Genomic DNA, 18765 nt, shown 5'->3' with positions numbered 1-18765 from the left:
TCATGACGACCACGACTCTCACCGCACCCACCACGCCCGCCCCCGCCGCCACCGGGAAACAGCGCGGTCCGGCCGCGGCCCGCGCCCGCCGCAAGCGGGCCCTGCACTGGATCGCCGTGCACAGCGTGGCGATAGCCGTGGCGCTGCTCTTCGTCCTGCCGTTCGTCTTCGTCTTCCTGACGTCGGTGATGAGCGACGCGCAGGCGATGAGCGGCGACCTGTGGCCCGATTCCTGGCACTGGTCCAACTACAAGGCCGTGTTCGAGACCCCGGGCTTCCTGGACTGGTGGCGCAACTCGCTCCTGTACGCGGGCCTCGGCACCCTCTTCACGGTCTGCTCGGCGATCCCCGTGGCGTACGCGCTCGCCAAGTTCCGCTTCCGCGGCCGGCGCACCGCGATGCTGCTCGTCATCTCCACGATGATGCTTCCGCCGCAGGTCATCGTGATCCCGATGTATCTGGTGTGGGCCCAGCAGTTCCACCTCTCGGGCACGCTGTGGCCACTGATCATCCCGATGGCGTTCGGCGACGCGTACTCGATCTTCCTGCTCCGGCAGTTCCTCCTCACCATTCCCAAGGAGTACATCGAGTCGGCCAAGGTCGACGGGTGCGGCGAGTTCCGCACGATGGTCAAGATCGTCGTCCCGATGGCCAAGCCCGGCATCGCCGCCATCGCGCTCTTCCAGTTCTTCTACTGCTGGAACGACTACTTCGGGCCGCAGATCTACGCGGCCCAGAACCCCGGTGCCTGGACGCTCAGTTACGGCCTGGAATCCTTCAAGAGCGCCCACAGCGTCAACTGGAACATGACCATGGCGGCGACGCTGCTCGTGATGGCGCCGGTCATCATCATCTTCTTCTTCGCACAAAAGGCCTTCGTCGAAGGCGTCACCCTCACCGGAGTAAAGGGCTGAGAACCGATATGAAGCTCGCAGTGGTCGGCGGAGGGTCGACCTACACACCCGAACTCATCGACGGATTCGCACGGTTGAGGGACTCCCTGCCGATCGAGGAGCTCGTCCTCGTCGACCCCGCCGCGGACCGCCTCGAACTCGTCGGGGGCCTGGCACGGCGCATCTTCGCCAAGCAGGGGCACCCCGGCCGCATCGTGACCACGTCCGACGTGGACGCGGGCGTCGCGGACGCCGACGCGGTCCTGCTCCAGCTGCGCGTCGGCGGTCAGGCCGCCCGCAACCAGGACGAGACATGGCCCCTGGAGTGCGGCTGCGTCGGCCAGGAGACCACGGGAGCGGGCGGCCTCGCGAAGGCGCTGCGCACGGTCCCGGTCGTCCTCGACATCGCGGAGCGCGTACGGCGCACCAACCCGAACGCCTGGATCATCGACTTCACCAACCCCGTGGGCATCGTGACGCGGGCGCTGCTCCAGGCCGGCCACAAGGCGGTCGGCCTGTGCAACGTGGCGATCGGCTTCCAGCGCAAGTTCGCCAAGCTGCTCGACGTGGCGCCGGGCCAGGTGCACCTCGACCACGTGGGCCTCAACCACCTGACCTGGGAGACGGGCGTACGTCTCGGAGGTCCGGGCGGCGAGGACATCCTGCCCAAGCTGCTCGCCGAGCACGGGGACGCGGTCGCCGCCGACCTGCGCATGCCGCGCGAGATCGTCGACCGGCTCGGCGTCGTGCCCTCGTACTACCTGCGCTACTTCTACCAGCACGACGCCGTGGTGGAGGAGCTGCGGACCAAGCCGTCGCGCGCCGCCGAAGTGGCCGAGATGGAGCGGGAGTTGCTCAAGATGTACGGCGACCCGACCCTTGACGAGAAGCCGGAGCTGCTCGCCAAGCGCGGCGGCGCCTTCTACTCGGAGGCGGCCGTGGACCTGGCGGCCTCGCTGCTCGGCAACGGCGGCAGCCCGTACCAGGTGGTGAACACCGTCAACAACGGCACGCTGCCGTTCCTGCCGGACGACGCCGTGATCGAGGTGCAGGCCACGGTCGACGGCACGGGCGCCAAGCCCCTGCCGGTGCCGGAGCTCGACCCGCTGTACGCGGGGCTCATCGCGAACGTCACCGGCTACGAGGACCTGGCACTCCGGGCCGCGCTGCACGGCGACCGCGACCGCGTGTTCAAGGCACTGCTCGCCCACCCGCTGGTCGGCCAGTACGCGTACGCGGAGCGGCTCACCGACAGCCTCATCGCGCACAACCGGGAGCACCTGGCGTGGGCGTAGGCATGAGCGTGCTCGCGATCGACGCGGGCAACAGCAAGACCGACGTCGCGGTGATCGCGGCCGACGGCACCGTCGTCGGCGCGGCCCGCGGCGGCGGGTTCCAGCCGCCCCAGGTAGGGGTCGAGACCGCGGTGGACATCTTGGAGGAGGCGGTGAAACGGGCTCTGGCCGAGGCCGGAACCGACTCCGTGGGGCATGTGTCCGCCTGCCTCGCCAACGCCGATCTCCCGGTCGAGGAGCGGGAGTTGGCGGCAGCCCTGCGCCGCCGCACGTGGGGATCCTCCGTCGACGTGCGCAACGACACCTTCGCCATCCTCCGGGCCGGCCTTCTGGAGGACGCCGAGCCGCGGGGCGTCGCCGTGGTGTGCGGGGCCGGCATCAACTGCGTGGGCATGCTGCCCGACGGGCGCACGGCGCGCTTCCCCGCCATCGGCCGGATATCCGGCGACTGGGGCGGCGGTGGCGGCCTGGCCGAGGAGGCCCTCTGGTACGCGGCGCGGGCCGAGGACGGCCGCGGCGACGCGACCGCGCTGCGCGAGACACTGCCCGCGCACTTCGGCCTGCCCTCCATGTACGCGCTGATCGAGGCCCTGCACCTGGGCTCCATCGCCCCCGTACGGCGGCACGAGCTGACGCCGGTGCTCTTCGCGACGGCGGCGGCGGGCGACGCGGTGGCACGCGCCCTGGTGGACCGGATGGCCGACGAGGTCGTCGCCATGTCGACGGTGGCCCTGGAGCGCCTCGACCTGCTCGGCGAGGAGACCCCGGTGCTCCTCGGCGGCAGCGTCCTCGCCGCCCGCCACCCGCAACTGGACGACCGGGTGCGGTCGTTGCTCGCCGACCGGGCGCCCAAGGCGGTGGCCGGAGTGGTCGTCGCCCGCCCCGTGCTCGGCGCGGCGCTGCTCGGCCTCGACCAGGTGGGGGCGCCCACCGACGTGCACGCGCGCGTGCGGGCTCATTACGAGGCGGGAGCTTCCTGAGGGGCGTCCGAGCACCTCTGTCCGGAGTTCATCGGCCCGGCAGGGAACCGATCCGCACCGAATCGCGTATTCAAGGGCAGGGGTGGTGCGCGATCTTCGCTTGATCCGGACAGGATTCGCATGATCCGGACAGGTCTCCCGACGCAGTGATCAGAACAAGATCCAGTCAAGACCTGTGCGGATATCGGCCTCTGCGGCGATACTTGCCGCCGTGCACTTCTTCCCGCACCGCGCACGCAGGGCGGAAGTGAACGTCCGATGACCGAGGGGGAGGTCGAGGTCGAGGTGACATACCCGCCGAACGGCAGCGCCGCGCCGCCGGGACAGGCCGCGCCGACGGTGCCCGTCGTCCCGCCGCAGGCACGTCCGGACCTCACGCCGTCCGCGCAGGCCGCGCCGGGCGCGGCGCCCCGCAGGCCCGCGTGGGTCGAGGGCCGGGACCGGCTGCGCGCGGCGGCGACGACGGAACCGGGGAAGCTGCGGATCATCGGCGCCTTCCTGGCGCTGCTCGTCGTGGCGTTCGGCGCGATCACCACCTGGCAGATGTCCGACCGTGCGGCCGCCGCGGACAGCGTCCTGAACCGCAGCCAGCCGCTGAGCGACGACGCCGCCGCCATCTACCGCTCCCTCGCCGACGCCAACACGGCCGCCTCCAGCGGCTTCCTGGCGGGCGGTCAGGAGCCCTCCGCGGTGCGCGACCGGTACAAGGCCGACATCGAGCGGGCCTCCGAGAAGCTGGCGAACGCCGCGTCGAACGCCGGCTCGGGCTCGTCGGCCGCCGCATCGGTGAGCAAGCTGAACAAGCTGCTCCCCGAGTACACCGGCCTGATCGAGCGTGCCCGCGCGAGCAACCGCCAGGGCCTGCCCCTCGGCGGCGCCTATCTGCGGTACGCGAACGACAAGATGCAGACCGAGATGCTCCCGGCCGCCGAGCAGCTCTACACCGCGGAGAAGCAGCGGCTGAACGCGGACTACGACGACGCGAAGCCGTACCCCTGGTTCGCCATCGCCCTCGGCCTGCTCGCGCTCGGCGCCCTGTTCTGGGCCCAGCGCCGCAACTACCGCCGCACGAACCGGGTGTTCAACCACGGCCTGGTCGCGGCGACCGCCGCGTCCACGGTGGTCCTCCTCTGGCTCGTCGTCGGTCACACCTTCGCCCGCTCGGGGCTCAACGACTCGTACGACCACGGCGTGGAGTCCCTGAACGTCCTGAACGACGCCCGCATCAGCTCCCTCAAGGCCCGCAGCAACGAGAACCTCACGCTGGTCAGCCGGGGCGCGGAGACCGTCGAGGTGGGCGCGGACAAGGAGATCAAGGACAAGTTCGACGTCGCCTACCAGGCGCAGATGAAGCAGCTCGGGAGCGCCGACAGCGGTCTGCTCGGCAAGGCCGCGGCCATCGCCGACGACACGTCCGGCAAGAACCCCGTCAAGGCGGCCGCGGACAACGTGTCGGTCTGGAAGGACCGGCACAAGACCGCGCGGGACAGCGACGACGCGGGCGACTACAAGGGAGCGCTCGCCAAGGTCGTCGGTGACAAGAGCGACGAGCCCACCGGTGAGTGCTTCGACAATGTCGACGACGCGCTCGAAGACGCGCTGACGCACGAGCGCGGCGAGTTCCAGCAGGCGGCGAAGGACGGCAAGGGAGCGATGAGCGGTCTCCCGGTCGGCGCCGCCGTGCTCGCGGTGCTCGCCGCCGCGGGCGCCGTGCTCGGCGTCGGCCGCAGGCTGTCGGAGTACAGGTGAGAGGGGGCGAGCGGACGATGCGTACGCGAGGACTGGCGAGGATGCGCGGCTGGGGCGGAGCTGCCGCCATGGCGGTGGCCTGCGCGCTCACGGGCTCCCTCGTGCTCGTGCTGCCGGAGGCCGGCGGCGCGGCAGGGCCCGGCAACGGCGAGGGCCAGGCCGCCTCCCGGGGCTCCTCCGCGGCCGCGCCCGCGCGCGCCGAGGAGTGCGAGACCCCGGAGGAGAGCCTCTCCCCCTCCGGCAAGGACGGCCCGACGATCGACGCCATCCGCGACCGCCCCGTCAAGAAGCTCATCGTCGGCGTCGACCAGAACAGCTACCGCTGGGGCTACCGCGACCCGAACAAGAAGACGGCGACGCTCGAAGGCTTCGACATCGACCTCGCGCACAAGATCGCCGAGGAGATACTCGGCGACCGCGACGCCGTGCTCTTCCGCGCCATCCCCACCAACCAGCGCGTGAAGGCGATACAGAGCGGCCAGGTCGACATGGTCGTGCGGACCATGACGATCACCTGCGACCGCGAGAAGGAAGTCTCCTTCTCCACCGCGTACTTCAAGACCGGCCAGCAGGTCCTCGCCCCCAAGTCGTCGGACATCACCGGGTTCGACGACTCGCTCGACGGCAAGAAGGTCTGCTCCGCGAAGGGCTCCACGGCACTCGCCCAGCTGGTGGAGCTCAAGAAGAAGGGCCTGGATGCCGACATCGGTACCACGGTGCCCAACCAACTCGACTGCCTGGTAAGGCTCCAGCTCGGTGAGGTGGACGCCGTCGTGACCGACAGCGCGCTCGCCGCGAGCCAGGCCGCGCAGGACCCGACGGTCGAGCTCAAGGGCGACGCACCGCTCAACACGGAGTACTACGGCGTGGCGATGAAGAAGCCGGAGAAGGGTGAGGACGACCTGGTGCGGCGGGTCAACCAAGTCCTCGAGGACTACCGCGAGAGCGGCTGGCAGAAGAGTTACGACCAGTGGCTGAAGCCGGCACTCGGCACATCGGCGGGGCCGCCCGCGCCGAAGTACAGCGACTGATCACGACATGCACGGCAACGCAGAGCGGAGAGGTGATCGATGAGCGTCGCGGGACCCCCCGGTCCGGTGATGGACCGGGACGAGGTGGACCGTGCGCTGGCGCGCCTCGACGCAGAGCACGAGGCGATCGAGACCTCGCTGCTCGCCCTCCAGGATCACGCGGGCCGCAGGCTCCTCGAAGGCGCCGGTCTCACCGGCACCACACAGGAGCGCTGGCAGTCCACCGAACAACGGATCACCCTGCTCTGGACGTACTTCGACGCGTACGCCGCCGCCCTGCGCGCGGCGCACGAGGTGCGGGCCCGCAGACGCTGGCCCAACCGGGACGATCTGGTGGAGCTGACCGAGCTGCTGCGCGGTGAGAGCGTCACCGTCGCCGGCGGCGCCGCCCCCGCGCCGTCGGCCTCGATCACCGGACCCGCCAAGCTCACCGAGCGCTTCACGCTCATCGACCTCGTCTCCCGGATGAACGACCTGTACGCGCACTCGCTCGACATGGTCGTCGCCGCCGACGCGGTCTGGTCCGCGCTGCCCGCCCGGATCGACCTCCTGGCCGCCGAGCTGCACCGCACCCGCCGGCTCGCCCACTCCGTGGGAGTCCGCCCGGGTGAGCATCCGGCGGGCGACGACCTGGAGCGGATCACGTCGGAGCTGACGCTCCTGCGCGAGCAGGTGGTGTCCGACCCGCTGGCCTTCTGGCAGCCCGCGAAGGGCAGTTCGGCCCCCGGCGGCGGCCGTCCGCACACCGAGCGGTACGACCGCGAGGCCCGCGCCCTGGAGGACGTACGCCGCGAGATCGACGCGGTGCTCACCGTCCGGCAGGACGCGGAGCTGCGGCTCGGCAGGCTGCGTGACGTGCTCTCGCGCGCGGACCGCACCCTGGCCGAGGCACGCTCGGCGCGCGGCGAGGTCCTCGCGAAGATCGCGGCGTCCGAGGTGCCCGCCGTCAGCGGTCCCTCGACCGCGCTGCAGGAACAGCTCGCGATGGCGTCCGACTACCGCAGACACGCCCAGTGGCACCGGCTCTCGCCGCTCCTGGAGTCCCTCGAGGAGAAGGCCGAGGACGAACTGATGCGCGCCCGCGAGTCGTTGACGGCCGTCACCCAGCCCCTCGCGGTCCGCGCGGAGCTGCGCGGCCGCCTGGACGCCTACAAGGCGAAGGTCTCCCGCCTGGGCCACGCCGAGGACCCGCTCCTGGTCGAGCGGTACGACGCGGCGCGCCGGATGCTGTGGAGCGCGCCCTGCGATCTGCGCGTCGCCGAACAGGCGGTGCTCCGTTATCAGCAGGCGGCGGCCGAGGTCCTCGCATCGAGGGTCCCGCAACAGGGCGGTCCCACCGACCGGAGGGGGGAAGCATGAGCGAGCAGCAGAAGTGCCAGCGACCCGGATGCACGGGGTCGTACGAGGACGTGGGCGGCGGCGAGCTGTACTGCGACACCTGCGGCCTGGCCCCGGTCGTCTCACCGACCGGCCTGGTGTCCTCTCCCCCGACCGGCATCACCGGCGGCGGCAAGGGGTCGGGCAGCAGCAGCTCCCGGTCCAGTTCGCGTGCGTCGTCCCGTTCGTCGCGGTCCCAGTCCTCGCGCAGATCGGTGTCCGGGCGGCTCTCGCGCTCCCTGTCCGGCAGCTCCACGTCCCGCTCGGTCTCGGTGCGCAGCTCAGGACCCTCCGCCGGCTCGTCCGCCCGCAGCAGGCTCGGCGTGGGTCTGGTGCTCGTGCCCGAGGTGCCGCGCCCCGATCCGCGCCAGGCGGTGCAGAAGAACCCCGAGGTTCCCGAGCGGAAGCGGTTCTGCTCCCGTTCCGACTGCGGGGCGTCGGTGGGCCGCGCGCGCGGCGACCGGCCGGGCCGCACCGAGGGGTTCTGCACCAAGTGCGGCCACCCGTACTCGTTCGTGCCGAAGCTGAACTCCGGGGACATCGTGCACGGCCAGTACGAGGTCGTGGGCTGCCTGGCGCACGGCGGTCTCGGCTGGGTCTACCTCGCCGTCGACCGCGCGGTCTCCGACCGCTGGGTGGTCCTCAAGGGCCTGCTCGACACGGGTGACCAGGACGCGATGGCCGCCGCGATCTCCGAGCGCCGCTTCCTCGCCGAGATCGAGCACAGCAACATCGTCCGCATCTACAACTTCGTCGAGCACCTCGACCAGCGCACGGGCTCCATGGACGGCTACATCGTCATGGAGTACGTGGGCGGCAAGTCCCTCAAGGAGATCGCCAACGAACGCCGTACGGCGCAGGGCAAGCGCGACCCGCTGCCCGTGGAGCAGGCCTGCGCGTTCGGCATCGAGGCGCTTGAGGCCCTCGGGCACCTGCACAGCCGCAATCTCCTGTACTGCGACTTCAAGGTCGACAACGCGATCCAGACCGAGGACCAGCTCAAGCTGATCGACATGGGCGCGGTCCGCCGCATGGACGACGAAGAGTCGGCGATCTACGGCACGGTCGGCTACCAGGGCCCCGAAGTCGCCGAGCTCGGCCCGTCGGTGGCCTCCGACCTCTACACGGTGGCGCGCACCCTGGCCGTGCTCACCTTCGACTTCCAGGGCTACACGAACGTCTTCGTGGACTCCCTGCCGGACCCCGACAACATCGAGGTCTTCCGTACGTACGAGTCGTTCTACCGCCTCCTCGTCCGCGCCACCGACCCGGACCCGGCCCGCAGGTTCGCCTCGGCGCAGGAGATGGCGGAGCAGCTCACCGGTGTCCTGAGAGAGGTCGTGGCCCTCCAGACGGGGCGGCCGCGACCCGCGCTCTCCACGCTGTTCGGGCCCGAGGTGAAGGTCACGGACACGGAGCTGTTCGCCGAACTGACGGGTGACGTATCGCACTTCGGGGTGCGTGTGCTGCCCCCGGGGAGACGCAAGGGGCGCGCCGAGCTGACGGCGGGCAACGGCCGGGGCTCGGCCAACGGCACCCCGGCGATCGCCGCACCGCCCGTGCCGCCCGCGGCGCCGCCGGCCCGGATCGTGCGGCCGCTCGACGCCCCCGCGACGGCGCTCGCCCTGCCGGTGCCGCGCGTCGACCCGGACGACTCGAACGCCGGATTCCTCGCCGGACTCATGGCCTCCGCGCCCGCCGAGCTGATCACCGCGCTGCGTGCCGCGCCCAGCGACTCGGTGGAGCTGCGGCTGCGCGGGCTGCGTGCCCGCCTCGCCATGGGTGAACCGGAGCCCGCCGCAAGGGCGTTGGCCGAGCTGGAGACACAGCATCCGGACGACTGGCGGGTGGTCTGGTACCGAGGCGTCGCCTCGCTGGCGACCGGCGACCACGAGAGCGCGGCGCTGTCCTTCGACGCGGTGTACGACGCGTTCCCCGGCGAGCCCGCCCCCAAGCTGGCCCTGGGCGTCTGCGCGGAGGTCCTGGAGCAACTGGACAACGCGGCCGAGTACTACCGCCTCGTGTGGGCCACCGACCCGAGCTATGTCAGCGCGGCGTTCGGCCTGGCCCGGGTGCAGCTCGCCGCGGGCGACCGGCGCGGTGCCGTGCACACCCTGGAGTCGGTCCCGGAGGCCTCGATCCACTACACCGCGGCCCGCGTCGCGGCGGTGCGGGCGAGGCTGCGGCACCGTATGACGTCGGACACCGCGCCGTCACCCGGAGCGCTCTTCCTCGACGATCTGACGGCCGCTGCGGGCCAGGTGGAGGCCCTCGCGGGCTTCGGCCTCGACGCGGTGCGGCGCGAGCGGCTCTCCACCGAGGTCCTCGGCACCGCGCTGGACTGGGTACTCTCCGGTAGGCACCCTGGTCACGCTTCCGCCCCGCCGGCAGCACCCGCTGCACCGGCGAGCGGCTCGCGGACCGTGCTGCTCGGCAGCGACCTGGACGAGCGCGGCCTCCGGTTCGGCCTGGAGCGCTCGTACCGAACGCTTGCCCGGCTCGCACAGGGTGGCGAGGAAAGGATCGAACTGGTGGAGCGGGCCAACCGTTTCCGCCCTCGGACGTGGGTGTGAAGATGTCGCAGATGCACCAGCAGACTGCCGGGGCAGGTTCCACGTGCCCCGGCTGCGAAGAGCCGCTGGAAGCGGGTGACCTGTTCTGCGGCGCGTGCGGTCACGACCTGTCGGCGCAGCCGGCCGGGTCCGACGACCGCCCCACCGTCGCGATGAACGGCTCGTCGCCGGCGCCGACCTCCGGCGCACCGTCTTCCGGCGCACCGTCCTCCGGCGCGTCGTCGCAGTGGCCCGTAGCCCCGGACGTGGACAGCTCCGACATGCCGGTGCCCGCGCACCTGCCCACCGATCTGCCGGTCACCGAGTCGTCCGGCGGCGCGCTCTCCCCGAACGCCGGGGAGGTTCGCACGGACGCCCCCGCGGCCCGCCCCGCCGAGCCGGACGAGTACCCCCTGCCGGCCCCCGGCGCCCAGCCGGAGCCCGCCGACCCCCGCACGGCCCTGCCCGACCCCACGCCGGCCGCGGGCACCAAGCTCTGCGTGGCGTGCCGTTCGGGCCGCGTGGACCCGGACGGCTACTGCGAGAACTGCGGGCACGCGCAGCCGCGCGAGCGCGACCACATGGAGCAGGAGCTCGACGCGGTCGCCGCCGTCAGCGACCGCGGCCTTCGCCACCACCGCAACGAGGACGCGTTCGCCATCTCGTCGACCGCGCTGCCGGACGGATCCCCCGCCGTCGTCGCGATCGTCTGCGACGGTGTCTCGTCCGCGACCCGCCCCGACGAGGCCTCACTCGCCGCCTCGCGCGCGGCGAACGAATCGCTGCTCGCCGCGCTGCCGCGCGGCACGCACCCGCAGCAGGCCATGCACGACGCGATCCTCGCGGCGTCCGACGCCGTCAACGCCCTTGCCGCCGAGCCCACTCAGGCCAGGGAGCACTCCCCGCACCAGAACGCCCCCGCGTGCACCCTCGTCGGCTCGATCGCCGCCGGTGGCCTGCTGGTCGTCGGCTGGGTCGGCGACAGCCGTGCCTACTGGGTCCCCGACGACCGCAGCGGCCCGACCGCCCGCCTCACCGAGGACGACTCGTGGGCCGCGCAGATGGTGGCGGCGGGTCTGATGAACGAGGCGGAGGCGTACGCGGACGAGCGCGCACACGCCATCACGGGGTGGCTCGGCGCCGACGCGTACGAACTCGAGCCGCACACCGCTTCCTTCAAGCCGGACCGTGCGGGTGTAGTGGTCGTATGCACCGACGGGCTCTGGAACTACGCGGAAGCGGTGGAGGACATGGCACGGGCCGTGCCCGTGGACTCCGCCCAGCGCCCGCTGCACAGCGCCCAGGTCCTGGTCGGCCACGCACTGGACGGCGGGGGCCACGACAACGTAACAGTGGCGATTCTGCCGTTCCGTGTCGTGCCGCAAGGGGCAGGATCGGCCTAGTGGAAGCCCCCCGAACAGGGGGCCGCCCATGCGCACTTGTCACCCACCGGCTTGGGGAAGCCGGTGGGAACGTCTAGGGGGAGCAGGGATCCATGGCCAATTTCTCGAAGTCGAACGTGCCACAGTTCTCGGTCGACGTCTATCAGAACGAGTACCTGCCGGAGGGCGGCCGCGAGGTCAACGCGATCGCCACGGTCACCTCGACGGGCGGCGGCACGGTGGGGACCGCGGTGAGCGCCCCGCACCTCTACTCGGCGGGGCAGACCCCGGACGCGGCCGTGGCGATCATGGTCGACTGTTCGGGCTCGATGGACTACCCGCCGACGAAGATGCGCGGCGCCCGTGACGCCACGGCCGCCGCGATCGACGCCGTACGTGACGGAGTCCACTTCGCGGTGATCGGCGGCACGCATGTCGCCAAGGAGGTCTACCCGGGCAACGGCGGCCTCGCGGTCGCGGACGCGGCCACCCGGGAGCAGGCCAAGCAGGCCCTGCGCAAGCTCAGCGCGGGCGGCGGCACGGCGATCGGCACCTGGCTGCGCCTGGCCGACCGGCTGCTCGCCTCGGCCGATGTCTCCATCCGGCACGGAATCGTGCTGACGGACGGCCGCAACGAACACGAGTCACCCGAGGATCTGCAGGCCTCCCTCGACGCCTGCGCGGGCCGCTTCACCTGCGACGCCCGCGGTGTCGGCACCGACTGGGAGGTCAAGGAGGTCACCGGCATCGCCTCCGCGCTGCTCGGCACCGCCGACATCGTCGCCGACCCCTCGGGTCTTGCCGCCGACTTCACGCAGATGATGGAGGCGGCGATGGGCAAGGAGGTCGCCGACGTCAGCCTGCGGCTGTGGACGCCGCTGGGCGCGGAGATCAAGTTCGTCAAGCAAGTGGCGCCCACGGTCGAGGAGTTGACCGACCGTCGCACGGAGGCGGGGCCGCGCGCCGGCGACTATCCCACCGGGTCCTGGGGCGACGAGTCCCGCGATTACCACGTCTGTGTCGAGGTGCCGAACGCCGAGCTCGGCCAGGAGATGCTCGCGGCCCGTGTCTCGTTGATCGTGCCGCAGCCGGACGGCAGCGCCCAGACGCTCTCGCAGGGACTGGTGCGGGCCGTGTGGACGGATGACATGACCGCATCGACGTCGATCAATCCGCAGGTGGCGCACTACACGGGCCAGGCGGAACTGGCCCAGGTGATCCAGCAGGGCCTCGATGCGCGCAAGTCGGGAGATATGGACGGAGCCACGGCCAAACTGGGCCGTGCCGTCCAGCTCGCCAGCGCCTCGGGCAACGAGGACACCGCGAAGCTGCTTTCGAAGGTGGTCGACGTGGTCGATGCCGTGGCAGGTACTGTTCGATTGAAGGCGAGGGTCGCCGAGGCCGACGAGATGACTCTCGAGACGCGGTCGACGAAGACCGTTCGCGTGAAGAAGTAGCAGCGTGAGAAGTAGCAGCGTGAAGAAGTAGCACCACCCATACTCAGCAGTAGCTCCGCAGCAGGACCATCAGTAGCCCCACAGCAGCACGTACGGCCTTCTGGGCCGGAGAAGGAGAGGGGGAAGCGCCGACATGCCGACCTGCCCGAACGGACACCAGTCGGGTTCCGACGACTGGTGCGAGGTCTGCGGTCACCGCATGGCCGGTGCCGTACCCCCGCCCCCGCCGCCCCCGGCCGCGCCCGGTTATGGCTACCCGCCGCCGGGGCCCGGCCAGGACGCCGGATACGGATACCCCCAGCAGGCCCCGGGCCACTCGCACCTGTCGGCTGTGCCGGACCAGGCCGCCGAGCCCGAGCTCTGCCCGCAGTGCCGCACGCCCCGCGAGGCGAACGCGCCGTTCTGCGAGGAGTGCCGCTGGAACTTCCTGACGAACACGGCCACCTCGTACACCCCGGCCGCCCCGCACCCGCCGGCGCCCAACCCGGCGCCGAACCCGGCGCAGCAGTTCCAGCAGCCGCCCGGCGGGCAGCCCCACGGCACCCAGCCCGGCCAGGACCCGTTCGGCTACCAGGGCTCGCGGCCCTCGCAGATGAACCGCCCCGCCGAGCCGATCCCGCCGTTCGGCAACGGCAACCCGTCCGGTCAGGCGCCCCCGCCGTACGGCGGCGAGGCTCCCCCGCCGCCCTACAGCGGCGACCCGTCGGGCCGCCCCCCGCAGTCGTTCCAGCAGCAGGGTCCGCCGGCTCCGCCCGCGTTCCCGCAGGAGACGGGGACCCCGCCGCCTCCGCAGCCGCAGCAGCCCGGTCCCGGCGGTCCGTCCTTCGGCGGCGACGACGACTGGATGCTCCCGCCGCCCTCTCAGTCCTCTCCGGCTCCCGGTGCCCCGCAGGCGCCCGAGCAGGGCGAGTGGGGCCGGTCGCAGGGCCAGCAGCCGCCGCAGCAGACACAGGCGCCCCAGGGCCCGCCCGGTTATCAGGCGGTGCCCGGTCCCAGCACCGGCACGGTCACCTGGTCGGCGACGATCGGCCCGGACCGCGAGTACTTCATGGCGATGATGCACCGCAGCGGCCCCGAGGCGTCGGGCCTGAACCTGCCCGCGTACTCGCCCGAGCAGCAGCGCCCGCTGGCCGGCAACCAGATCACCATCGGCCGCCGCCGCCACTCCACCGGTGACACCCCGGACATCGACCTGTCGGTGCCGCCGGAGGACCCGGGCGTCTCGCACCAGCACGCGGTCCTCGTCCAGCAGCCGGACGGCAGCTGGGCGGTCGTCGACCAGAACTCGACCAACGGCACCACGGTCAACAACGGCGAGGAGCCCATCCAGCCGTTCGTGCCCGTGCCGCTCCAGGACGGCGACCGGGTGCACGTGGGCGCCTGGACGACGATCACGATCCGGCACAGCTGAGGGACGCGTCCCGAGGGTTCAGGCGAGTGGCCAGGCGTACGGCCCTTCGGGGTCGTCCAGCCAGGCCCACTCGTGCGGCCCGCTGACGGTGACCCCGAACCGCTCGCGCACCGGCCGGTCCTCGCGCTGCCACAGGGCGAGGGCCTCGTAGGGGTCGAGGCTGCCCGCGGTCAGCTCCAGCAAGAAGCGGAAGAGCTCGTTCTGCAGGGCCTTGCGCGGCAGCCCCCCGAGGTGCTGCTCGTGCGGGGCCCTTCTGCCGCCGCCCCGCAGCGGCACGAAGTACGCGGGGGTGTGCAGGAAGCGGCCCTCGGCGTGCTCGGCGTCCCGCACCGTGAGGACGATCAGGCCGGTGGCCAGCGGGGCCAGGATGCGCGCGCCGGGACGGCACTGGGCCAGCCAGGGCCGCGGCACCGAGGACAGGGTGCAGGTCGCGATGATCCGGTCGTACGGGGCACGCTCGGGGCACCCCGCGGTTCCGTCACCGGTGACCACGGCCGGGTGGTATCCGGCGGCCGTCAGATGCCGCCGTGCGGACTCGGTGATCTCCGGGTCCAGGTCGACGGTGGTGACGTGCTCCTGGCCGACCCGGTGGGCGAGCAGGGCCGCGTTGTAGCCGGTGCCGGCCCCGATCTCCAGGACGTCGCAGTCCCCGTCCCGCAGATCCAGCTCGTCCAGCATCTTCGCCATCAGGGAGGGCTGGCTGCTGGACGAGAGGAGCTCTCCGTCGCGTACGCGGGTGGCGAGCGGGGCGTCCGCGTAGGCGCCGCGCAGCCAGCGTGCCCGGCGCCCGGGGTCGGGGTCCTCGCCCCAGAGGCGCTCGTAGCCGCCGCCCGACGACGTGACGTAGTAGTACGGCACGAACAGGTGCCGCGGGACCTGTTCGAAGGCCGCGCGCAGTCCGGGGTCCCGCGCCCAGGCGCCGCCTGCCTCGATCTCGCGCACCAGGGCCGCTCCGGCCTCGGCGGCGATCAGCGGGTCGACTGTGGGTCCCATAGAGCCACTGTGCTGCGGTATGGCCCGCGATGCGAGCGGCAGGACGTACCGATCCGGAGGAGATCGGTCCCGGTGCGCAGGAGATCGGTCCCGGTGCGCAGGCCGCGGGCCCGTTCCCGGAAGGGGGCGGTCCTAAGTCTTCCGTCCTCGGTCGCCCCGTCTGAGACCATGGACGGTGTGATAGAGATCCCGCGCGGCACGCTTCAGGAGCAGACCTTCTATGAACAGGTCGGCGGCGAGGAGACCTTCCGGCGCCTGGTGCACTTCTTCTACCAGGGGGTCGCGGAGGACCCGCTGCTGCGACCGATGTACCCCGAGGAGGACCTGGGCCCTGCCGAGGAGCGCCTCGCGCTGTTCCTGATGCAGTACTGGGGCGGCCCCCGCACGTACAGCGACAACCGCGGCCACCCCCGGCTGCGGATGCGCCACGCCCCGTTCACCGTCGACAGGGCCGCGCACGACGCCTGGCTGAAGCACATGCGTGCCGCCGTGGAGGAGCTGAAGCTCTCCGAGGAGCACGAGCGGACGCTGTGGAACTACCTGACGTACGCGGCGGCGTCCATGGTCAACTCCGAGGGCTGACGGCCCGGCACGCCTCTTCCGGTGGCCCGGCCCTCAGGCCGGCGTCACCGAGAGGCCGCCGACACCGGCCCGGCGCACGGCGATCGACCCGTAGTTCGTGCGCAGCCGCAGCCACGGTCCGGAGGACAGCAGGTCGAGCGCGTCCCCTCGCAGGAACCCCAGGGCCTGCGCGGCATGCGCGGCCCGCACGGGCAGGCCCGTGTCCCCGATGGTCCGCGCCCAGATCTCCCGGCCCAGCCGGTCGAGCTCGGCCCGGACCCGCCGCTCCTGCGGCAACTCCTCGACGCGGGACTTGAATTCGGCGACCGCGGCCGCCACGAGGCCCCGCACGGCGTCCACGTGCGGAAGTCCGGGCTCGGGCTGCCAGCCGCCGCGCGGCGGAAGAACCCCGGCCCACGGCGGCCCGGTGACGGCCTGCGGCACGGAGGCCACCCCGGCCGACTCGGCGGACTGGGCCGACTCCCCCACGCATTCGAGGAGTTCACCGGCGGAGACGGTGACATCGAGTGAGGACTCGATCCCGTACTCGTACGGCTTCGCGAGCCGCGCCGTACGGATGGCGAGCACCTCGAACGACGGCGGCCTGCCGAACACGGCGAGCGTGTCACCGGCCGCCTGAAGACGGACCGCCGCGGCCTTGTCGTAGTGGATGAGCCGGGCCAGGAAGGCGGCGAGGTCCCCCGCCTCCCCGGCGTCGGCGAAGTGCAGCTGCGCCGTCATGCGACGAGCGCCTCCGAACTCCCGGCGACATCGCCGTCGTCGTCCATGTAGGTCAGGAGAACGGCCTTCTCCTCGGCGGTGATCCGCCGCGGGCGCTGCGCCTCCAGGTTGAACGGGACGACGATCGTCGAGGCCCGCACGTACACCTGCTCGGGGTCCTTGATCTCGTACGAGATGGTGAGCGAGGCCGCGCCTATCTTCGTCACCCACGACTCGATGGTCACCGGCGAGTGCCGGTGGACCAACGGCCGTACGTAGTCGATCTCATGGCGGGCCACGACGGACCCGCCCGCGAACGACGGGCTGCCATCCCCGGGTGCGAGCCGGAACATGAAGTCGATCCGCGCCTCTTCCAGGTACCGCAGGAAGACGGCGTTGTTGACGTGCCCGAAGGCATCCATGTCCGACCACCGGAGGGGGCAGCTGTAAATATGCCGACTCATGTCAGTCCCGGTCTCAGCCTCGGGTGAGCTTCTTGTAGGTGGCACGGTGCGGACGGGCCGCGTCGGCGCCCAGACGCTCGACCTTGTTCTTCTCGTACGACTCGAAGTTGCCCTCGAACCAGTACCACTTGGACTCGCCCTCGTAGGCGAGGATGTGGGTGGCGACTCGGTCCAGGAACCACCGGTCGTGGGAGATGACCACGGCCGCACCGGGGAACTCGAGCAGCGCGTTCTCGAGCGACGACAGGGTCTCGACGTCGAGGTCGTTCGTCGGCTCGTCGAGGAGGAGCAGGTTGCCGCCCTCCTTGAGGGTCAGCGCCAGGTTGAGGCGGTTGCGCTCACCACCGGAGAGCACACCGGCCGGCTTCTGCTGGTCCGGGCCCTTGAACCCGAAGGCGGAGACGTACGCCCGCGAGGGCATCTCGACCTGACCGACATTGATGTAGTCGAGCTCGTCACTCACGACGGCCCACAGGGTCTTCTTCGGGTCGATGTTGGCGCGGCCCTGGTCGACGTAGCTGACCTTGACCGTGTCGCCGATCTTGATGCTGCCGGAGTCCGGCTCCTCGAGGCCCTGGATCATCTTGAACAGCGTGGTCTTGCCCGCGCCGTTCGGACCGATGATGCCGACGATGCCGTTACGAGGCAGCGAGAAGCTCAGGTCGTCGACGAGCACCTTGTCGCCGAAGGCCTTCGACAGGTTCTCGACCTCGACGACGATCGAACCCAGCCGCGGGCCCGGCGGAATCTGGATCTCCTCGAAGTCCAGCTTCCGCATCTTGTCGGCCTCGGCGGCCATCTCCTCGTAGCGCGCCAGACGCGCCTTGGACTTGGCCTGGCGCCCCTTGGCGTTGGACCGCACCCACTCGAGCTCTTCCTTGAGGCGCTTGGCGCGCTTCTCGTCCTTGCGGCCCTCGACCTTGAGACGCGTGGCCTTCTTCTCCAGGTAGGTGGAGTAGTTGCCCTCGTAGGGGTGGGCGCGGCCGCGGTCGAGCTCGAGAATCCACTCGGCGACGTTGTCGAGGAAGTACCGGTCGTGAGTGACCGCGACGACAGCACCGGCGTACTTGGCGAGGTGCTGCTCCAGCCAGTTCACCGACTCAGCGTCGAGATGGTTGGTGGGCTCGTCGAGGAGCAGCAGGTCGGGCGCCTCGATGAGGAGCTTGCAGAGCGCGACGCGGCGCTTCTCACCACCGGAGAGGGTGGTGACGGGCCAGTCGCCGGGCGGGCAGCCGAGCGCGTCCATGGCCTGCTCGAGCTGGGCGTCGAGGTCCCACGCGTTGGCGTGGTCCAGGTCCTCCTGGAGCTTGCCCATCTCTTCCATGAGCGCGTCGGAGTAGTCGGTCGCCATGAGCTCGGCGACCTCGTTGAAGCGCCTGAGCTTGCCCATGATCTCGGCGGCGCCGTCCTGGACGTTCTCCAGGACCGTCTTCGACTCGTCGAGCTGCGGCTCCTGCATGAGGATGCCGACGCTGTAGCCGGGCGAGAGGAAGGCGTCACCGTTGGACGGCTGCTCGAGCCCGGCCATGATCTTCAGCACCGTGGACTTACCGGCGCCGTTGGGGCCCACGACACCGATCTTGGCGCCAGGCAGGAAGCTCAGGGTGACGTCATCAAGAATCACCTTGTCGCCGTGCGCCTTGCGCGTCTTGCGCATGGTGTAGATGTACTCAGCCAAGAGAAACCGTCCGGCAATCAGTGTGTGGGCAGATACACCCCATCTTGCCTGACGTCCACCTACCGGGGGAAACCAGTATGGCTGGGGGGCCGTGACCTGGACGTTCACCGGCCGCTTGGGTAGTTGAGCCGGTACTGGCTGTCACGCAACGGGGGAGCGCCCGGTAGTCGTGGACTGCCGGGCGCTCGTCTTGAGCTTCGCTTTTCGGGGCTCGCCTTGGTT

General features: G+C 71.2%; 15 protein-coding genes. 11 read left to right on the top strand and 4 right to left on the bottom strand.

Features of this window, described 5'->3' with window-relative positions; all coding sequences use genetic code 11:
- Positions 1-2 precede the first annotated feature (2 nt).
- The 10 genes from ACWGIH_RS03905 to ACWGIH_RS03860 all read left to right on the top strand — a co-directional run bounded on the left by ACWGIH_RS03905 (position 3) and on the right by ACWGIH_RS03860 (position 14127).
- Positions 3-914: a carbohydrate ABC transporter permease gene (locus ACWGIH_RS03905; RefSeq protein ID WP_453444513.1), complete on the top strand. Its 912-nt coding sequence runs from the start codon at positions 3-5 to the stop codon at positions 912-914.
- Positions 915-922: 8 nt separating this feature from the next.
- Positions 923-2188, top strand: a complete 1266-nt coding sequence (locus tag ACWGIH_RS03900; protein WP_453444511.1) for a 6-phospho-beta-glucosidase — start codon at positions 923-925, stop codon at positions 2186-2188.
- 2 nt (positions 2189-2190) lie between these two features.
- A complete protein-coding gene (locus ACWGIH_RS03895) occupies positions 2191-3168 on the top strand; it encodes an N-acetylglucosamine kinase (protein WP_453444533.1) in 978 nt (325 codons plus the stop codon).
- A 285-nt stretch (positions 3169-3453) separates the two neighbouring features.
- Positions 3454-4917, top strand: a complete 1464-nt coding sequence (locus tag ACWGIH_RS03890; protein WP_453444532.1) for a hypothetical protein — start codon at positions 3454-3456, stop codon at positions 4915-4917.
- 17 nt (positions 4918-4934) lie between these two features.
- A complete protein-coding gene (locus tag ACWGIH_RS03885) occupies positions 4935-5948 on the top strand; it encodes a glutamate ABC transporter substrate-binding protein (protein ID WP_453444509.1) in 1014 nt (337 codons plus the stop codon).
- A 39-nt stretch (positions 5949-5987) separates the two neighbouring features.
- Complete coding sequence (locus tag ACWGIH_RS03880) at positions 5988-7307, top strand: hypothetical protein (RefSeq protein ID WP_453444508.1); 1320 nt, start codon at positions 5988-5990, stop codon at positions 7305-7307.
- Positions 7304-9898: a tetratricopeptide repeat protein gene (locus ACWGIH_RS03875; protein WP_453444506.1), complete on the top strand. Its 2595-nt coding sequence runs from the start codon at positions 7304-7306 to the stop codon at positions 9896-9898. Before ACWGIH_RS03880 ends, ACWGIH_RS03875 begins: the two co-directional genes overlap by 4 nt.
- 2 nt (positions 9899-9900) lie before the next feature.
- Positions 9901-11280 (top strand): PP2C family protein-serine/threonine phosphatase, encoded by a 1380-nt coding sequence (locus ACWGIH_RS03870; RefSeq protein ID WP_453444505.1) that lies wholly within the window; start codon positions 9901-9903, stop codon positions 11278-11280.
- Between the two features lie 92 nt (positions 11281-11372).
- On the top strand, positions 11373-12716 hold the full coding sequence (locus ACWGIH_RS03865) for a VWA domain-containing protein (protein WP_453444504.1): 1344 nt from the start codon (positions 11373-11375) through the stop codon (positions 12714-12716).
- Between the two features lie 133 nt (positions 12717-12849).
- The gene (locus ACWGIH_RS03860; RefSeq protein WP_453444503.1) at positions 12850-14127 is read left to right on the top strand and encodes an FHA domain-containing protein; all 1278 of its coding nucleotides are present in this window, start codon (positions 12850-12852) and stop codon (positions 14125-14127) included.
- An 18-nt stretch (positions 14128-14145) separates the two neighbouring features.
- Here the strand turns inward: ACWGIH_RS03860 and ACWGIH_RS03855 are convergent, their stop codons facing one another.
- Positions 14146-15120, bottom strand: coding sequence for a methyltransferase domain-containing protein (locus tag ACWGIH_RS03855; protein ID WP_453444502.1), 975 nt, complete (start codon positions 15118-15120; stop codon positions 14146-14148).
- A 168-nt stretch (positions 15121-15288) separates the two neighbouring features.
- On the opposite strand from ACWGIH_RS03855, the gene ACWGIH_RS03850 reads away from it, so the two are divergent.
- Complete coding sequence (locus ACWGIH_RS03850; protein WP_361835995.1) at positions 15289-15702, top strand: globin; 414 nt, start codon at positions 15289-15291, stop codon at positions 15700-15702.
- 33 nt (positions 15703-15735) lie between these two features.
- Here the strand turns inward: ACWGIH_RS03850 and ACWGIH_RS03845 are convergent, their stop codons facing one another.
- Genes ACWGIH_RS03845 through ettA form a run of 3 tightly spaced genes read right to left on the bottom strand, consistent with a single transcriptional unit; the run spans position 15736 to position 18543 of the window.
- On the bottom strand, positions 15736-16422 hold the full coding sequence (locus tag ACWGIH_RS03845; RefSeq protein ID WP_453444501.1) for a hypothetical protein: 687 nt from the start codon (positions 16420-16422) through the stop codon (positions 15736-15738).
- Positions 16419-16865 (bottom strand): acyl-CoA thioesterase, encoded by a 447-nt coding sequence (locus tag ACWGIH_RS03840; protein WP_453444499.1) that lies wholly within the window; start codon positions 16863-16865, stop codon positions 16419-16421. Before ACWGIH_RS03840 ends, ACWGIH_RS03845 begins: the two co-directional genes overlap by 4 nt.
- A gap of 13 nt (positions 16866-16878) precedes the next feature.
- Positions 16879-18543, bottom strand: a complete 1665-nt coding sequence (ettA, locus tag ACWGIH_RS03835) for an energy-dependent translational throttle protein EttA (protein WP_453444497.1) — start codon at positions 18541-18543, stop codon at positions 16879-16881.
- Between the last annotated feature and the right edge of the window lie 222 nt (positions 18544-18765).

The organism is Streptomyces sp. NPDC054872 (assembly GCF_053610705.1).
Note: the sequence above shows the minus strand (reverse complement) of the source record. Positions and strands in the feature narration are given on the sequence as shown.

What these genes read in the sequence shown, in the direction of transcription:
- ACWGIH_RS03870 (WP_453444505.1), top strand. Translation starts at nt 9,901, where the DNA reads ATGTCGCAGATGCACCAGCAGACTGCCGGGGCAGGTTCCACGTGCCCC.
- ACWGIH_RS03875 (WP_453444506.1), top strand. Translation starts at nt 7,304, where the DNA reads ATGAGCGAGCAGCAGAAGTGCCAGCGACCCGGATGCACGGGGTCGTAC.
- ACWGIH_RS03900 (WP_453444511.1), top strand. Translation starts at nt 923, where the DNA reads ATGAAGCTCGCAGTGGTCGGCGGAGGGTCGACCTACACACCCGAACTC.
- ACWGIH_RS03840 (WP_453444499.1), bottom strand. Translation starts at nt 16,865, where the DNA reads ATGAGTCGGCATATTTACAGCTGCCCCCTCCGGTGGTCGGACATGGAT.
- ACWGIH_RS03880 (WP_453444508.1), top strand. Translation starts at nt 5,988, where the DNA reads ATGAGCGTCGCGGGACCCCCCGGTCCGGTGATGGACCGGGACGAGGTG.
- ACWGIH_RS03865 (WP_453444504.1), top strand. Translation starts at nt 11,373, where the DNA reads ATGGCCAATTTCTCGAAGTCGAACGTGCCACAGTTCTCGGTCGACGTC.
- ACWGIH_RS03895 (WP_453444533.1), top strand. Translation starts at nt 2,191, where the DNA reads ATGAGCGTGCTCGCGATCGACGCGGGCAACAGCAAGACCGACGTCGCG.
- ACWGIH_RS03845 (WP_453444501.1), bottom strand. Translation starts at nt 16,422, where the DNA reads ATGACGGCGCAGCTGCACTTCGCCGACGCCGGGGAGGCGGGGGACCTC.
- ACWGIH_RS03860 (WP_453444503.1), top strand. Translation starts at nt 12,850, where the DNA reads ATGCCGACCTGCCCGAACGGACACCAGTCGGGTTCCGACGACTGGTGC.
- ACWGIH_RS03850 (WP_361835995.1), top strand. Translation starts at nt 15,289, where the DNA reads ATGGACGGTGTGATAGAGATCCCGCGCGGCACGCTTCAGGAGCAGACC.
- ACWGIH_RS03855 (WP_453444502.1), bottom strand. Translation starts at nt 15,120, where the DNA reads ATGGGACCCACAGTCGACCCGCTGATCGCCGCCGAGGCCGGAGCGGCC.
- ACWGIH_RS03885 (WP_453444509.1), top strand. Translation starts at nt 4,935, where the DNA reads ATGCGTACGCGAGGACTGGCGAGGATGCGCGGCTGGGGCGGAGCTGCC.
- ACWGIH_RS03905 (WP_453444513.1), top strand. Translation starts at nt 3, where the DNA reads ATGACGACCACGACTCTCACCGCACCCACCACGCCCGCCCCCGCCGCC.